Raw genomic sequence first — 15,479 nt, 5'->3', positions numbered from 1 at the left:
AACCGGAGAAGAAAAACGCCAATAGACGGTTTTCTTCTCCTGTCTTTTCTCGTTACTCTTAGAAACTATGTGGTATTTTACCGTCCGTCAAAATGACATAACCCACGATCAGTACCAGCTCTTGCAGAAAAATGCGGTGTTGACGGAAGTGGAAATTTTCAATGAACCATACGACAATTTGTACCTGTTCGAGGTTGAGCAGTACCGCTCGTTTGTCGATATGCTTGATTTGGAAGGAATTACCTACGAAGTAGTCAGCGAACGTCCTACCCGGCAGCAATTGCTGGAAAAGATGCGGTAACTGGGAATAGCCCACTTACCGCATGTTATGAAATACATTCAGGACGTCTTCGTCTTCTTCAATCCGCTCCAGGAGCTTGTCTACATCGGCGATTTCTTCTTCGCTCAGCTCCTTTGTGTCGTTCGGAATCCGTTCAAATTCGGCCTGTTTCAATTCAAGACCTTTCTCTTCGAGGTGTTTCTGGATCGCACCGAAAGCCGTGAACTCGCCGTAAATCACAATTTCGTTCGCTTCTTCGTCCAGGGAAATTTCGTCAGCCCCGTAGTCAATCATTTCCAGTTCAAACTCGTCCAAGTCAATGTCTACCGCCGAAATACGGAACACCGATTTGCGGTCAAACATGAAGTCGAGCATTCCGGACGTACCGAGTGCCCCACCACATTTGGTAAAATAGCTCCGCAGGTTGGCTACCGTCCGGTTGATGTTGTCCGTTGCGGTTTCAATCACAATGGCAATACCGTGTGGGCCGTATCCTTCGTAGGTGATCTCCTTAAAATCCTCCTGCTCTTTGGAAGTAGCCCGTTTGATGGCCCGTTCCACGTTTTCCTTCGGCATGTTGGCCGCCCGGGCATTTTGAATGATAGCCCGTAGTCGCCCGTTCGTGTGAGGATCAGCCCCACCACTTTTAACGGCCAGAGCAATATCTTTCCCAATCTTGGTGAAGGTCTTGGCCATCATCCCCCACCGCTTGAATTTTCTAGCTTTTCGGTATTCGAATGCGCGTCCCATCTTTATTAAGTTATGAATGATCAGTTATGAATGATGAATTACTCCGTCAGCTTTTCATCCATCGTTCCTGGTTCATCACTCATCATTATTTGCTAATACTTATTTCTTCTTCAAAATTGACTTCAATCTGGTTACGAACCAGGTCTTCGAACGTTTCGCGCCGACGGATCAGGTACGGTTTTCCCTCGTAGACCAGCACCTCGGCGGGGCGAAACCGTGAGTTATAATTGGAACTCATGCTAAAACCGTAGGCTCCCGCGTTTTTGAGCGCCAGCACATCGCCCGGACGAACCTCATTCAGGGAGCGGTCCCAACCCAGAGTATCGGTTTCGCAAATATATCCAACAATACTGTACGTCTGATTTTCACCCGCTGGATTCGAGACATTGACGATTTCGTGGTAAGCGTCGTACATCATCGGCCGAATCAGGTGATTCAGTCCTGAGTCAACGGCCACAAAAGTCCGGGCGGGGTTTTCCTTTACGATGTTAACATTGACCAGCAAGCTTCCGCTTTCGCTAACCAGAAACTTACCGGGTTCAAACCACAGTTCGAGTTCCCGGCCGTAAGTACGGCAAAAATCCTGGAAGGCCGCCGTCACCTTCCGGCCCAGCTCAACAATATCGGTACTGTGATCGCCTTCCCGGTAGGCTACTTTAAAACCGCTCCCGAAATCAAGAAATTCGAGGTGGGGATAATCGCTGGCCAGTTCAAACAGCACTTCTGCCCCTTTCAAAAAGGCATCAGCATTCTTGAAGTCCGAGCCGGTATGAATATGCAATCCAATGATGGGAATGGCGTATTGCTCAACCACCACCCGAATTTCATTCCGTTGGGCAATGGAAATGCCAAATTTGGAATCAACGTGTCCCGTCTGAATCTTCACGTTGCCGCCTTCGGCGATGTGCGGATTGATCCGAATGCCCACCGCCCGGTTGCTGCCGTACGTTTCGCCCATCCATTTCAACAGCGGCAGGCTATCCACGTTAAGCCGAACACCCAGATCCAGCGCTTCCTGAATTTCAGCAAATGACACCCCACTGGGCGTGTACATAATCTGCCGGGGCTCAAAACCGGCCAGCAGGGCCATCCTGATTTCGTTGACCGAAACCACTTCGATATCGATGCCCCGGCTACGCATCAATTTCAGAATCGACACGTTCGTAAGGGCCTTGGCGGCATATTTTATTTTCAGCTGAACGCCCTGAAAAGCCGACTGAAGCGCGGCTATTTTTTCGCCAATCTTCTCGGCGTCGTATACATACAAAGGAAGGCCAAATTCGCGGGCCATGTCCAGGACGTCAACCCCCTGAATCTGATAACGGTTTTGATCGATCTGCATAAGCAGTATTGTCAGCAAATTTTAAGGTGCAAATATAAGCGATTTTGTCCCACTTCCGGCAAACGGATTTGGAAGGCATCCCAAACAATTTGCGGTTTTTCGGGTTAAATCCTTACTCACGCAGATTCCAACGATTATGAAAAAGATAGCTGTTTTAGGGGCTGCCCTGTTCTGGATTTCGGTGCAGGCCTACGCCCAAACTCCGTCGCCTAACGCCCACGCTCCGGAACAACCTTCAGAAACCTTCCCCCAGGGAGATCCAACGGCCCGGACGGATTCCATGAAAAGCAAATTGATCAAAAATACGCAATCGAGTCGTAATGCCCGCCGTTCGGAGGCCGCCACCACAACGAAACAAACGACCGTGAAAAGAAAAACGACAAAAACCGTTAAGAAAAAACCGGACACCACCCCCGAATAATGGGTGGTCTGTCATTAGAAACCGATTAAAAAAAGCTATTTCTGGCAACTGGAGTAGCTTTTTTTATGAATTAGCGGTTAAATCAATCCTAAATTGCTTGCCTGCATCGTTGTAATTTGTATTTTTGACTTCGACCCATTTGGTTACTGAATTACTCCACTACCTTGAAGCGTTCTAACCTCCCATTTACGGAAGACGTACTGGTTCGAAAACTCCAGCAGCGCGAAGAACAAGCCTTTCACTTGCTGTATAACCAGTATTCACCGGCTTTGTATGGTGTGATTCTGAAAGTGGTTCGTGATGAAGAAGTAGCCCGCGACGTTCTACAAGATTCCTTTGTTAAAATCTGGCGAAATATTCCATCCTACGACGCCCAGAAGGGACGGCTTTTTACCTGGTTACTTAACATTGCCCGCAACACGGCCATAGATTCTATTCGTACCCGTCATTCAGGGCAGTCAATCCAAACAGGAGCTGATATCGTAGATATAATAGATCAAAAGCAGCAGACCCATCAGCCTGCGGTTGAAACACTTGACTTAGCCGAAAAGGTCAATCAACTAAATCAGGATCGCCGTACGGTGATTGATCTGGTTTATTTTTACGGGTATACGCATGAAGAAGTGGCAGAAAAGCTCAATCTGCCCCTGGGAACGGTCAAAACGCGGGTGCGGTCTGCTTTACAGGACTTGAAGAAGTTATTCGGCTCATGAACACAAAGGAATACATAGAGTCTGGCATTTTGGAAGAGTATGTGCTTGGCACGGTCAGCCCACAGGAAAAACGGGAGGTCGAATGCCTGTCGAGCATTTACCCTGAGATTCGTCAGGAGCTGGATAATTTGTCGGCAGCCCTGGAGGAATATGCCTTGACTTTGCGTCATGATCCCCCTTCTGAAGTTAAAACCTGGCTTCTTAACGAGTTGGATTTTAGCAATCCGGAAGATAATATCAGTAACGAATCAACCAGCATTGAAACGCCTTTAATCGAAAAGCCTGTCGAAGCCCCCATCCAGCCGCTTAACCCGGAATATGACTTTTCCAACTCAAGACCGACCTATCGGGTCACCTGGATGGTTGCAGCTTCGTTAGGGTTGCTGGTCCTGTTTTTTGCCTATTTTCTCTATTCACAATTGCAGAATAGCCAACAAACGCTGAGTTCGCTGCGGAACGCCAATCAGGAATTAACCGAAGAAGTCAGGGGGCTGCGTAATCAGCAGGCTCAATCGGAGCGCACGTTAGCGTTGCTGAAAGAACCCGGAATGAAGGTGATCCGCCTGAATCCGACCGACAGCACAACCGCCAACTTGGCCACCGTCTACTGGAACTCCACGACCGGCCAGGTCAATCTGGAAATTGACTCGCTCGTCCAGCCACCGGAAACCCAGCAATACCAGCTCTGGGCAATCGTTGACGGAAAACCCGTCGATGCCGGTGTTTTCGAGATGGAGGAAGGAAAACCCGTCGTGCAGCAAATCAAAACATTCCCCCAGGCGCAGGCATTTGCCATTACACTGGAACAACGCGGAGGCAGCCCGACCCCGACGTTGACGGCAATGGTGGTGATGGGCAAGGTTACTTCCTAATCGCACAAATCATCCGGTAAAAAAGGGTTTGGGAACGCTTCCGGCCCATTTTCAATACTATCTCAGGTTCCGTGCTGCCGGCAAACTATCCGTTCAAATTTGTTGTTCTTTAAGTATGAATCGTAGACTGTTTCTTGGAGCTTTGGGTGGGCTGATGCTCATCGGCTCGGTGGCTTTTATTTCAGTACGCGGCACCACGGACGACGGAAAACACTCCAGGGTGGTCAAAACTGAAGCGGAGTGGAAGAAGATTTTAACTCCGCAGCAATTTTACGTTCTGCGTCAACAAGGCACCGAACGCCCCTTCACCAGTCCGCTAATCGATAACCACGAAAAAGGCATTTTCAAGTGTGCAGGTTGCAAAACACCCCTGTTCACTTCCGAAACCAAGTTTGAATCAGGAACGGGCTGGCCTAGTTTTTACAAATCCCTCTCCAAAGAAAATGTAGCTGAGAAAGTCGATCGCAGCCACGGCATGGTTCGGACCGAAGTGGAATGTGGAGTCTGCGGTGGGCACTTAGGACACGTATTTAATGACGGGCCTAAGCCTACGGGGTTGCGCTATTGCATGAACGGCGTAGCGCTGGAGTTTGAAAAGAAATAAGCGAAATCTAACTCCTTGATTTTAAGCCGGGGTGATGGTCTGGCGGGCCTGCTTCATATTAAATCGTTTAAATTTCCGTTATATTTGCTTGGAAGGACGGATTTCCCAATCCGTCTTTTTTGCGTAAAGCATTCATTTGCTGTTTTCTGAACCGACGGTGAACCCCGCCACCGCCCGAATGGCACGATGGAAAACGGGTTCCGTCATACGATTATTAACCGTCAAAATACCAGGCATGAGTAAATTTTGGGGGCAGCTTCGTACCCTTTGGCAAGGCATCACCGGCTTTTTCGGTTCTCTGAGAAACCGTTTTAGGCAACTGATCTACCGCCTGATGTCGGGCCTTTTCGGAAAAGAGCGAGTCGATTCGTGGGCCAATTGGAATCGGAGCATCCGGCAACGGTATCAGAATTGGCTCAATGAACGTTTCGAAACGCGGTCGCTCTCTTTCCGGATTGCTTACCACACAATTCAAACGTTAATCTTTGGCTTCCTCTTCGCCTTATTTTACGTTTTTGTCCTCGAAACAAACTTTTTATACCTTACCGGCGAGATGCCCAGTGTCGAAGACCTGAAAAACCCGAAAGTATCTCAGTCTTCCGAAATTTACTCCTACGACAAAGTCATGATCGGTCGGTTTTACACCGAAAACCGAACCCCCATCGAATATAATAACTTACCTAAACCGCTCATTGATGCCCTGATTGCCACCGAAGATGTACGCTACTACAAACATACCGGGATCGACACCCGGAGCCTGGGGCGGGTTGCTTACGGAGTGCTAACTGGCAACAGTTCGGGTGGAGGCAGTACCATTACCCAGCAGTTGGCCAAAAACCTCTTCAAAACCCGGCGTCGGCAGTCGCGGGGTTTGTTGTATAATATTCCGCTGGTCCGGACGATCATTCTCAAAACCAAGGAATGGCTGATGGCAATCAAGCTGGAGCGGAATTTCTCGAAAGAGCAAATTCTGACTATGTATTTCAATACCGTTGATTTCGGAAGTAATGCCTACGGGATCAAAACCGCAGCCCGTACGTACTTCAGCAAATCGCCCGATAGCCTGAACGTGCAGGAATCGGCCGTTCTAGTGGGTTTACAAAAGGCAACGACAACGTATAACCCCCTGATCAAAAGAAATTTTCAGAAATCCTTCAATCGCCGGAACGTAGTTATTGCGCAGATGGCCAAGTATGGTTATCTGACAAAACCGCAGGCCGACTCGATCAGCAAACTTCCGCTGGTAACCCGGTTTAGCCCCGACAACCCGTATTCTGGCCCGGCCAATTATTTCAAAAATGCCGTGGTCGACGTAGTAAAAAAATGGGGGGAAGAAAACGGTTATGATCTGTATACGGACGGTTTGCGGATTTACACCACCGTCGATTCACGCATGCAGGCCCTGGCGGAGGAAGCAATGGCTGAAAAAATGAAGCAGTTGCAGCGTATTTTTGACAACCACTGGACCGGGCGAAATCCATGGACGGACGAAAACGGGAAAGAAATTCCGGACTTTCTGGACAAAGTGGCCCAACGGACCGAACGCTACAAAGCACTCCAGCAGAAATTCCCGAACCAGCCCGACTCGGTCAACTACTACATGAAGGTCAAGAAAGACAGCATGACGGTATTTTCCTGGAATGGTCCGCAAAAAAAATACATGACCCCAATGGACTCCATTGCCTACTACAAACGGTTTTTGCAGGCCGGTCTGGTAGCGATGGACCCGCATACGGGTTTCATACGTACCTGGGTAGGCGGTCTCAATTACGAGTTTTTTAAATACGACCACGTCAAACAGGGTAAGCGGCAACCCGGCTCCACCTTCAAGCCGTTCGTATACGCCACCGTTATCGATGATTCCACTATTAATCTGGGGCCCTGCGACCGCCGGCGCGATCAACCTTTCCGCAAGGAATACATCAACGAAAAAGGGGAACAGGATTACTGGGCTCCCCGCAACTCAACCGGCACCTTCTCGTATTCCAATATGACCTTGCGCCGGGCAATGGCCCGATCCATCAACTCGGTTACGGCCCAGTTGACCAATGACGTCGCCACGCCCCAGCGCGTAGTGGAATACGCCCACCGTATGGGTATTACGAGCCCGCTGGCGGCCGTCCCTTCCGTCGGCCTGGGTTCGTCGGATGTTTCCCTCTATGAAATGGTAACGGCTTATTGCACCTTTGCCAACAACGGCGTTCATACCGATCCCATCATCGTCACCCGCATTGAAGATTCTGACGGGAAAGTCATCCAGGAGTTTGTACCGGAAAAGAAACGGGCTATTAGTGAAGAATCAGCGTTTCTGATGATTCATATGCTCCGCGGAGGTCTCGAAGAATCGGGGGGTACCTCTCAAAATCTATGGTCATACGATTTGTTCAAAAACCGCAACCAGGTTGGTGGTAAAACCGGCACCACGTCCAACAACTCCGACGGCTGGTTTATGGGCGTTACCCGCGATCTGGTGGTTGGTGCCTGGGTGGGTGGCGACGATCGAAGTATTCACTTTCGTACTACAGATATGGGCGAGGGAGCCAAAACAGCCCTGCCACTGGTCGGACGGTTTTTGGAGAAAGTGTACCGCGACAAATCACTGAAGCTGTACCAGGGGCCCTTTGATAAACCGACCGTTAAGATCACGAAAGATTACCTCGGCTGCCCGGGTGGCGATCCAGAGGAGAACGAAATGGAATCGGATTCGACGGACGCCGACATGCCGTCGGATTCGCTCTTTATCGAACCGTCGGCTCCCGACCCCATCGAACCAGCTGATACCAGCCAGCGAGCCCAATAAGGTTTCAGTAAAAAGGCCAATCCGAATTCGGATTGGCCTTTTTACTGGAACCTTAGAAACAAGCGCTACGGGGCGATGGTTATATTCGAATACCATCAACGCACGCTTATGACACCATCACAAAATCCGAACCTCCATCCTGTTGAAGAAAAGACCCCTTTGCAGGATATTCCATCGGGGATGGACAACGACCCGAATGCGGATGAGGAAATTATCGATCAGACCGGCCCGGATGCCAGTGCTGACAAAACGGAATTGCAGCCCAACGACAGTACGGTTGGCCGAATCCCCTCCCAACAGGAGGCTGATCCGGCGCAGGATGAGAATTTGAACGAGAAGATAGCCTACGCCCTGCTCGGAGCAGAACCCAGAAAATAGGTATGTGTTAAGAGTGATGAATTGGCGCTGCCATTATTTTAATACAGCGACGTTAATTCATCACTCATCATTCTCTTAAACCATTTCTTTGTATTGCATGCGGTACAGATTGGCGTAAGCTCCGCCCCGCTGGAGCAATTCTTCGTGCGATCCCTGTTCAACAATTTGACCTTTGTCGACCACAATAATTTTATGAGCCTCCCGAATGGTTGACAACCGGTGCGCAATCACAATGGCCGTTCGGCCTTTCATCAGCTTACCGATGGCATTCTGAATTAAGCCTTCCGTTTCTGTGTCTACCGACGACGTTGCTTCATCGAGCACCATAATGCGGGGGTTGTGAACCATGGCCCGCACAAATGAAATCAGCTGCCGTTGCCCCACCGATAGGGTTGAACCACGCTCCATTACGTTGTAGTCGTATCCGCCCGGTAACCGTTCAATAAATTCGTGCACGCCCACCAGTTTGGCCGCTTCAATGATGCGTTCCCGGCTGATGGCTTTATTGCCCAGTGTAATGTTATTTTCAATGGTCTCCGAAAACAGAAAAACATCCTGCAATACGACGCCAATGCTTTTTCGAAGCACGTCCAGGTTATAGTCGTGCACCTCAACGCCATCGATTCGAATTTCACCTTTATTGATGTCGTAAAATCGACTCAAGAGATTGATGATGGAGGACTTACCCGCTCCGGTAGCCCCGACAAAAGCAACGGTTTCGCCTTCTTTTACGGAGAAATTAATATCCTTTAAGACATAATTATCGTCGTTGTAAGCAAACCATACATTTTTAAAGTCAACATTCCCCCGGATCATAGCAGGATCGTACGTTCCGTTGTTCGGCGTAAAATCGTCACTGTCCAGCAGTTTGAGAATTCGATCCGTGCTCACAATGCCCATTTGCAGGGTGTTAAACCGGTCAGCCAGCATCCGGATAGGCCGAAAAAACAGGTTAATAAACATGATAAACGCCGTTACCGTCCCGTAAGTAACTTCCTGATTCAGGATTTCCTTGGCACCGTACCAGACCACCAGCCCCGTTGCCGCAGCCGCCAGAATATCGGCAACCGGATAATACACGGAATAATACCAGATGGACCGGATGTTGGCTTTCCGGTGTTCGTCGTTAATCGCTTTGAATTTCTCGGCCTCAATTTTTTCGCTCCCGAAAATCTGCACGATATTCATACCGGTGATGTGCTCCTGGACGAACGAGTTCAGGTTGGCAACGGCCGTTCGGACCTCATTAAACGATACCTTTATTTTCTCTTTGAAGATGTACGTACTCAGCAACATCAGCGGAATCATCGACAAACTAATGGCCGCCAGCCGCCAGTCGGTATAAAACATAACGGCAATAATCAGCACCAGTTGCAGAATATCGCCCACAATTGCGGCCATGCCCTCGCTGAACACATCGGCCAGCGTTTCTACGTCCGAAATCGTGCGGGTCACCAACCGGCCGATAGGCGTATTGTCAAAAAATTTCAGGCGCAAGTTGAGCACCTTCTGGTAAAGCTGCACCCGGATGTCACGAATAACGTGTTGTCCCAGCCAACCCGATAAATACGTGTTAAAAAATTGAATAATGCCCTGTATGACCAGCACCCCAATCATCACCAGCAGCATACTGGTTAATCCGGCGTAATCGCCCGTGGCAATTTTGGAGTCGATGGTATACCGGATCAATAGCGGACTCAACGGAGCCAGCACTGCGCTCAGCACTATAATCAGGATCAGTGCGTAAAAATGCAACTGATACGGTTTAACAAATGCATAAAGCCGTCGGAGAGTAATCCAGTCAAATATCTGTCCGCTCTTAGTTTCGGTATTCACAGAATCAAGTTAGTTGGAAGGTTAGTGGTGTAACAGAAAATAGAAGTTAAGAGTTTAGTGTAAAGGCTATGAGTTAAAATGAATTTTCCCCGGCTTACTGACCCAACTAAGTGACGAAAATTTGCTCTTATATTCATACCTATTAACGCTTAATTCAAAACTCATGGAGTGGATCATTAGTCTTTGCCTGGGGGTTGCCCTCAGTGCGTGTTGCGGATTTCGAATTTTCGCGCCCATGCTGGTGGCTTCGGTAGCGCTGAAGCTCGGCTGGATTTCGGTCACCCCCGGTTTCGAATGGATGGGAAGCTGGACGGCCCTGTTCGCTTTGGCAACGGCCAGTATTCTCGAAATTGGGGCCTATTACATTCCGTGGCTCGACAACGCGTTCGATACCGTTGCCACACCCGTTGCTGTCGCAGCCGGTACGCTGCTCACCACGTCTTTTGTGGAGGTAGACATCCCCATGCTTAAATGGGGCCTGGGTCTCATTGCGGGCGGTGGTACCGCCAGTCTGATTCAGGCCGGTACCACCCTGCTGCGAATCGGTTCAACAGCCACAACGGGCGGTTTGGGAAACCCCGTGGTGGCCAGTGCCGAGAACATTGCCTCCTTTGGCCTTTCATTCCTGGCCGTTCTACTCCCACTGGTCACCGCGTTTGTGGTGCTGCTGATTGTCATTTTCTTTATCCGACTTTTGGTAACCCGACGGCGACAACCTCAACAAACCGCCTAGCGGTTTACTGCCACGCGTTTCGCAAAAACCGTAGCCAGTTTTTATAGAATATATTTTCTATATCTTCCGGTGCATAACCTCGCGTGGCTAACATACCGATCAGTTTTTGCAGATCGGCTATTGTATCCAGATCGGTGGGCGATTGCTCCGTGCCATACGTTCCGTCAAGATCACTTCCGATGGCAATGTGCTGGCTGCTACCAGTAAGCTGGCAGATGTGGTCGTAATGGTCGATAATGGTTTCAATGGTGATTCCGAAATCCGCCGGGTTGCTCGTCCGTTGCGTGAAGCCGGGCTTCATCATCCAGGCATCGAAGCACCCACCAATCACAGCGCCCCGCTCTGCCAGCTGGCGAATCTGATCATCGGAAAGTTGGCGCTGGTGGGGAGCCAGTGTTCGGCAATTGTGGTGGCTGGCCCAAACCGGTCCTTTATACAGCGAAAGAGCTTCCGTAAATCCTTCGTCGGTCAGGTGGGTCACGTCCAGAATAATGCCTAGTCGGTCCATTTCCAACACCAGCTCGCGGCCCTGCGCCGTCAGCGGTCCGCTTAAGCCCGTTCCGGGTGCGTACCGGCCAGTGCTGTAATGAGCGGGCCCCAATGCCCGCAAACCGTAAGCATATGCTTTTTCCAGGTACGAAAGATTGACAAGCGAATCCGCACCTTCCAGGCTTAGGATATAGCCCACGGGTTTGCGCTCATTCGGAACGGCTTCATCAAGCCACAGCGCCACATGACGCTCCAGACCGGCCCGGTCCCGAATCTGAATCATCTCGCCCGCATCTTCCATCGCTTCGTACCAGGCACGCTGCGCCTGTGTCATAGCCCAGGCCTGGTGGGGGGAGTTCCAGCCCGCTCCCGGCAAATTTCCATTGCTCTGGTTGAACCGGGCAATCTGTGTTGCCACCACCAGGCCAATTTCGCCCCGGCGCAGGTCTGGCAGCGAAACCGTTCCGCGCGACCGGTCAATTTTGTCGGTCATTCCAGCTTCCTGCTGCCGGATTTCGTGGGCCGACAGCCGGTAATCCCGGTTCCATTCAATGGCATTTAGAGAAATATCGAGGTGGGCGTCAATCAAAAACATAGCAATTCAGTCAATAACGCATAACAATTAATCAACCGGTTATTTTTCCCGGCTCCAGACTTCACTCACTTTTCCGCCCGTCGAGCTTTGGCCCCGGTGGTACCAGTCGTTGCCTTTCAGTTCCGCATTGAACGGCAGTGAACGACCAACCCGGCTGTTGTCACGGGAAAAGAATTCGATGGTTTCGGTATATTTTCCATCCTTGTACGCGTATTTGCCGCCACCCGTTCCCATAAACTGCTTGGTTTCGGGGTTAATGGCCGCCCACTGGAAATGATCGCCGGTCAGCAACTTCAGCGTTTTTCGGGCCGTCCGTTGCCGGGTCTTTACCTGTCCATTGTCGTCAATGTTGCCGGTAATGCGCCAAAGCCCGGCCATCGGCGTTTGGGCCGATGGTTGGTCGATCCGCTCGTACGTATCCGTGCCGTCGGCACTACTCAGAACAAGTTTGTTTCCTTTAAACGAGTCGATTGTCAGCGTCTGCGTGGTTCCCACAGCGGTACTATCCTCCGTATTGAATTCCAGATTGATTCTCAGTTGCTTGCCATCCGATTGGTACGTACCGCCCTGAGCGCCCAGAAACCGTCCATTTTCGTGGAAACCACCCATCATGTAGCCCTCTGACAAAACGAAGACCGCCGTCGCGTTACCACTGTCGACCTGGCGCCAGGCACCGGCGAGCGACGGGGCGGATTGACGGGAAGCCGTAGTGAGACAAACCGTCACTAAAAGCAGAAGCAGGGATTTTAATTTCATGGTATGGTTCGGGTTTAAACAGTTTAGTAAAAATGGTTTTGGGAACGGTACGCGAAATAACAAACCGTTCCCGAATGATGAAAGCCGCAAAAGCACTTAAACTTTTGTCAGGTCAACCGGCAGCGCCCGGATTCGCTTGCCCGTTGCCGCAAAAATGGCGTTACACAAGGCCGGTGCTACGGGCGGTAAACCCGGCTCTCCCACGCCCCCGGGCTCTTCCCGGTTCTCCACGATGTGAATATCGACTTCCGGCATCTCGTCCATCCGAATCACCTGATAATTGTGAAAGTTCGTCTGATCCGCCTGACCGTTCGTGAATGTAATGCCATCTTTCACGGCGGCCGTTAAGCCGTACGCAATGTTGCCTTCGGTTTGCGCCCGCACATTGTCTGGATTCACGTACATGCCGCAATCCATCACCGCGACCACCTTCTTGACTTTTACGCCTTTTCCGGCTTTCTCAACAAAAACCACATGGGCACACTGGCTTCCAAACGAACGGGCAATGGCGATGCCTTTTCCATGACCCGCAGGCAGCGGTTTGTCCCAGTCAGCTTTTTCTTTCAACAAGCGGAGCACGGTCAAAAACCGTTTGGCAATGGCATCATCCCCCGCTTTCTCCAGCAGTTCGATCCGAAACATCAACGGATCTTTACGGGCGGCATGGGCCAGTTCATCCAAAAAGGATTCATGCCCGAACACATTGTTGGACGTATAAACGGAGCGCCACCACACAATCGGAATGTCCGTTTTTACATTGATATTGCTAACCACAGCGTTCGGGAAGGCATACGGGCTTTCTTCTTTTCCGATTCCTTCCTTGCCCCAATCGTCCGCTTTTCCTTCCAGCGATGCCCGAAATACCTGCCGCTGAATGGACTCGCCAATGAATTTATGTTCAAACGCCACGACATTTCCCTGATCATCAACTCCTCCGCGCATGGCACTCAGCATGCCGGGCCGAAACGGTCCCTGGGTAATATCGTCCTCTCGCGTCCAGATGAGTTTTACCGGCGCTTTGGCTTGTTTGGAAAGGTGAACCGCTTCCAGCACAAAATCCAGATAGGCTTTCCGGCCAAATGCGCCCCCCAGGAATGGGACATTGACCGTTACTTTCTCCGCCGGAATTTTCAGGTACCGCGATACGTCCATAATAGCACCGTCGGGCCCCTGTACCGACGCCCAGATTTCACAACTTCCGTCGTCTTTGACGTGGGCCACGGCCACTTCGGGTTCCATCGGCGCATGTGCCAGAAACGGAGTTTGGTAAAAACCCTCCAGTTTTTGGGGGGCATTCGCGTAGGCCGTTTTGAAGTCGCCGGTCGTATAGTACGGAATACCGTCCTGTTTGCTTTTTTCCCGCAGTTCGTCGAAATACTGCTGAGTGGTCATCGACTGGTCATAACCTGCTTTATCCCAGGTTACTTTCAGTGCTCGGCGTCCCTGCAAAGCAGCCCAGTAAGTAGTCGCCAAAACCGCCACGGCCTCCGACGTCCGGTGCGGCATTGGCCGTTCGGCTTTGAAAACCGCCTTCACACCGGGTATCTTTTTGGTCTGCGCATCGTCGATGGACACCACTTTTCCGTGCAAAACCGGGCAGTGCTCAACACTGGCGTAGAGCATACCTGGCACCGTAATGTCCATCCCGAATACGGCCTGTCCCGTTACCTTTGCCGGAATATCGGCCCGACGAAGCGGTTTTCCGATGAGTTTAAAATCCTTTTTATCCTTGAGTTGCACTTTTTCGGGAACCGGCAGTTTCGATGCGTCGTCGGCCAGTTCGCCGTATGTTAGGCTTTTGCCCGACGGTTTGTGCCGGATGGTGCCATCTTCGGCGTAACATTCTTCGACCGGTACCTGCCAGCGGTTGGCGGCTGCGGTGGTAAACATCTGGCGAGCAGCGGCTCCCACCTCCCGAAGTTTTTTCCAGCCGCCCCGAACGGTACTGCTCCCGCCGGATAATTGGTTGCCGTACTTCCGCAAACCGTTCGATTGCTTGACGGTTATTTTGTCGAGCGATACTTCCAGTTCCTCGGCGATCATCGTCGGAACCGCCTGCCAGGACCCTTGTCCCATGTCAGGTCGGTGGTTGATGAGCGTGATACTGCCTGTATTGTCGATGATGATAAATGGATTCAGTTCGAACGACAAAACGGCATGGGGTGCGGTGCCTGCTGGTTCCGCCATTGCAGGATTAACAATCTGAAAAGCTGATCCGCTGGCCGTAAAGCCCAGCAAAAAGCCCGTTCCGGTCAGTCCGGCCGCTTTTAGGAACGACCGGCGGTTTATAGAGGAAGAAGACATTGGATGATGAATTAAAATTGACGGATGATGAATAACAATCAAGAAACCGACTGATGCAGAACCGGTTACTTTCAATTATTCATTTTTCTCTTACTCTTTCCCTCCGCTCGAAACCGACTGAGCAGTCATCTGAGCGGCTGCGTGAATGGCTTTCCGGATTCGGGTATACGTGCCACACCGGCAGAGGTTACCGCTCATGGCCGTGTCAATGTCGGCATCAGTCGGACTGGGTTTTTCGCGCAAAAGAGCAATGGCCGACATGATTTGACCCGATTGGCAGTAGCCGCACTGCGGTACCTGTTCGTCAATCCAGGCTTGCTGCACCGGATGCAGTCGGGTGGGTGTACTGATGCCTTCAATGGTCGTAATTTTTTTCCCGATAACGGCAGAAACGGGCGTCGAGCACGACCGGATGGGGCTTCCGTTGAGGTGAACTGTACAGGCTCCGCACTGCGCCATTCCGCAGCCAAACTTGGTGCCTTTCAACCCTACCACGTCGCGAATCGCCCAGAGTAAAGGCATTTGCGGGTCGACCGTAATGGTCTGCTTTTTTTCATTAATCGTTAACGTAACAGTTGCCATAGGTAGCAGAAATTTGAGTGTTTG

The 15,479-nt window shown here is 50.8% G+C and carries 15 protein-coding genes; 8 read left to right on the top strand and 7 right to left on the bottom strand.

Annotation, left to right across the window (positions count from 1 at the left end):
* Positions 1-67: 67 nt before the first annotated feature.
* A complete protein-coding gene (locus tag ACYVH9_RS10555) occupies positions 68-301 on the top strand; it encodes a hypothetical protein (RefSeq protein ID WP_460636277.1) in 234 nt (77 codons plus the stop codon).
* 15 nt (positions 302-316) lie between these two features.
* Here the strand turns inward: ACYVH9_RS10555 and ACYVH9_RS10550 are convergent, their stop codons facing one another.
* Positions 317-1,030, bottom strand: a complete 714-nt coding sequence (locus ACYVH9_RS10550; protein ID WP_460636276.1) for a YebC/PmpR family DNA-binding transcriptional regulator — start codon at positions 1,028-1,030, stop codon at positions 317-319.
* Between the two features lie 85 nt (positions 1,031-1,115).
* Positions 1,116-2,372 carry a diaminopimelate decarboxylase gene (gene lysA, locus ACYVH9_RS10545; protein ID WP_460636275.1) on the bottom strand — a complete coding sequence of 419 codons (1,257 nt, stop codon included), beginning with the start codon at positions 2,370-2,372 and terminating at the stop codon, positions 1,116-1,118.
* A 136-nt stretch (positions 2,373-2,508) separates the two neighbouring features.
* Between lysA and ACYVH9_RS10540 the strand changes: the two genes are divergently transcribed.
* The 6 genes from ACYVH9_RS10540 to ACYVH9_RS10515 all read left to right on the top strand — a co-directional run bounded on the left by ACYVH9_RS10540 (position 2,509) and on the right by ACYVH9_RS10515 (position 8,160).
* On the top strand, positions 2,509-2,793 hold the full coding sequence (locus ACYVH9_RS10540) for a hypothetical protein (RefSeq protein ID WP_460636274.1): 285 nt from the start codon (positions 2,509-2,511) through the stop codon (positions 2,791-2,793).
* 164 nt (positions 2,794-2,957) lie between these two features.
* Entirely contained in the window at positions 2,958-3,506 is a 549-nt protein-coding gene (locus ACYVH9_RS10535) for an RNA polymerase sigma factor (protein ID WP_460636273.1), read from the top strand.
* Positions 3,503-4,378: an anti-sigma factor gene (locus tag ACYVH9_RS10530; protein ID WP_460636272.1), complete on the top strand. Its 876-nt coding sequence runs from the start codon at positions 3,503-3,505 to the stop codon at positions 4,376-4,378. Before ACYVH9_RS10535 ends, ACYVH9_RS10530 begins: the two co-directional genes overlap by 4 nt.
* Positions 4,379-4,493: 115 nt before the next feature.
* Positions 4,494-4,982 (top strand): peptide-methionine (R)-S-oxide reductase MsrB, encoded by a 489-nt coding sequence (gene msrB, locus ACYVH9_RS10525; RefSeq protein WP_460636271.1) that lies wholly within the window; start codon positions 4,494-4,496, stop codon positions 4,980-4,982.
* Between the two features lie 235 nt (positions 4,983-5,217).
* Complete coding sequence (locus tag ACYVH9_RS10520; RefSeq protein WP_460636270.1) at positions 5,218-7,782, top strand: penicillin-binding protein 1A; 2,565 nt, start codon at positions 5,218-5,220, stop codon at positions 7,780-7,782.
* Between the two features lie 108 nt (positions 7,783-7,890).
* Positions 7,891-8,160 (top strand): hypothetical protein, encoded by a 270-nt coding sequence (locus ACYVH9_RS10515; RefSeq protein ID WP_460636269.1) that lies wholly within the window; start codon positions 7,891-7,893, stop codon positions 8,158-8,160.
* A 75-nt stretch (positions 8,161-8,235) separates the two neighbouring features.
* Here the strand turns inward: ACYVH9_RS10515 and ACYVH9_RS10510 are convergent, their stop codons facing one another.
* Entirely contained in the window at positions 8,236-9,996 is a 1,761-nt protein-coding gene (locus ACYVH9_RS10510) for an ABC transporter ATP-binding protein (protein ID WP_460636268.1), read from the bottom strand.
* 163 nt (positions 9,997-10,159) lie between these two features.
* On the opposite strand from ACYVH9_RS10510, the gene ACYVH9_RS10505 reads away from it, so the two are divergent.
* Complete coding sequence (locus ACYVH9_RS10505; RefSeq protein WP_460636267.1) at positions 10,160-10,729, top strand: DUF4126 domain-containing protein; 570 nt, start codon at positions 10,160-10,162, stop codon at positions 10,727-10,729.
* Positions 10,730-10,733: 4 nt separating this feature from the next.
* On the opposite strand, the gene ACYVH9_RS10500 is transcribed toward ACYVH9_RS10505, so the two are convergent.
* From ACYVH9_RS10500 to ACYVH9_RS10485, 4 genes are all read right to left on the bottom strand, one after another.
* Positions 10,734-11,813 (bottom strand): dipeptidase, encoded by a 1,080-nt coding sequence (locus ACYVH9_RS10500; RefSeq protein ID WP_460636266.1) that lies wholly within the window; start codon positions 11,811-11,813, stop codon positions 10,734-10,736.
* Between the two features lie 39 nt (positions 11,814-11,852).
* Positions 11,853-12,569, bottom strand: a complete 717-nt coding sequence (locus ACYVH9_RS10495; RefSeq protein ID WP_460636265.1) for a membrane or secreted protein — start codon at positions 12,567-12,569, stop codon at positions 11,853-11,855.
* A 96-nt stretch (positions 12,570-12,665) separates the two neighbouring features.
* On the bottom strand, positions 12,666-14,873 hold the full coding sequence (locus tag ACYVH9_RS10490) for a xanthine dehydrogenase family protein molybdopterin-binding subunit (protein ID WP_460636264.1): 2,208 nt from the start codon (positions 14,871-14,873) through the stop codon (positions 12,666-12,668).
* Positions 14,874-14,963: 90 nt separating this feature from the next.
* Positions 14,964-15,455 carry a (2Fe-2S)-binding protein gene (locus tag ACYVH9_RS10485; protein ID WP_460636263.1) on the bottom strand — a complete coding sequence of 164 codons (492 nt, stop codon included), beginning with the start codon at positions 15,453-15,455 and terminating at the stop codon, positions 14,964-14,966.
* Positions 15,456-15,479 lie beyond the last annotated feature (24 nt).

It is taken from the genome of Larkinella harenae (genome assembly GCF_054780515.1).
The sequence above is the reverse complement of the archived record's forward strand: the minus strand, read 5'-3'. Positions and strand labels throughout refer to the sequence as shown.

Coding starts and splice junctions, on each gene's coding strand:
- ACYVH9_RS10495 (WP_460636265.1), bottom strand. CDS start 12,569: ATGAAATTAAAATCCCTGCTTCTGCTTTTAGTGACGGTTTGTCTCACT.
- ACYVH9_RS10485 (WP_460636263.1), bottom strand. CDS start 15,455: ATGGCAACTGTTACGTTAACGATTAATGAAAAAAAGCAGACCATTACG.
- ACYVH9_RS10550 (WP_460636276.1), bottom strand. CDS start 1,030: ATGGGACGCGCATTCGAATACCGAAAAGCTAGAAAATTCAAGCGGTGG.
- ACYVH9_RS10490 (WP_460636264.1), bottom strand. CDS start 14,873: ATGTCTTCTTCCTCTATAAACCGCCGGTCGTTCCTAAAAGCGGCCGGA.
- ACYVH9_RS10505 (WP_460636267.1), top strand. CDS start 10,160: ATGGAGTGGATCATTAGTCTTTGCCTGGGGGTTGCCCTCAGTGCGTGT.
- msrB (WP_460636271.1), top strand. CDS start 4,494: ATGAATCGTAGACTGTTTCTTGGAGCTTTGGGTGGGCTGATGCTCATC.
- ACYVH9_RS10540 (WP_460636274.1), top strand. CDS start 2,509: ATGAAAAAGATAGCTGTTTTAGGGGCTGCCCTGTTCTGGATTTCGGTG.
- ACYVH9_RS10515 (WP_460636269.1), top strand. CDS start 7,891: ATGACACCATCACAAAATCCGAACCTCCATCCTGTTGAAGAAAAGACC.
- ACYVH9_RS10530 (WP_460636272.1), top strand. CDS start 3,503: ATGAACACAAAGGAATACATAGAGTCTGGCATTTTGGAAGAGTATGTG.
- lysA (WP_460636275.1), bottom strand. CDS start 2,372: ATGCAGATCGATCAAAACCGTTATCAGATTCAGGGGGTTGACGTCCTG.
- ACYVH9_RS10520 (WP_460636270.1), top strand. CDS start 5,218: ATGAGTAAATTTTGGGGGCAGCTTCGTACCCTTTGGCAAGGCATCACC.
- ACYVH9_RS10500 (WP_460636266.1), bottom strand. CDS start 11,813: ATGTTTTTGATTGACGCCCACCTCGATATTTCTCTAAATGCCATTGAA.
- ACYVH9_RS10555 (WP_460636277.1), top strand. CDS start 68: ATGTGGTATTTTACCGTCCGTCAAAATGACATAACCCACGATCAGTAC.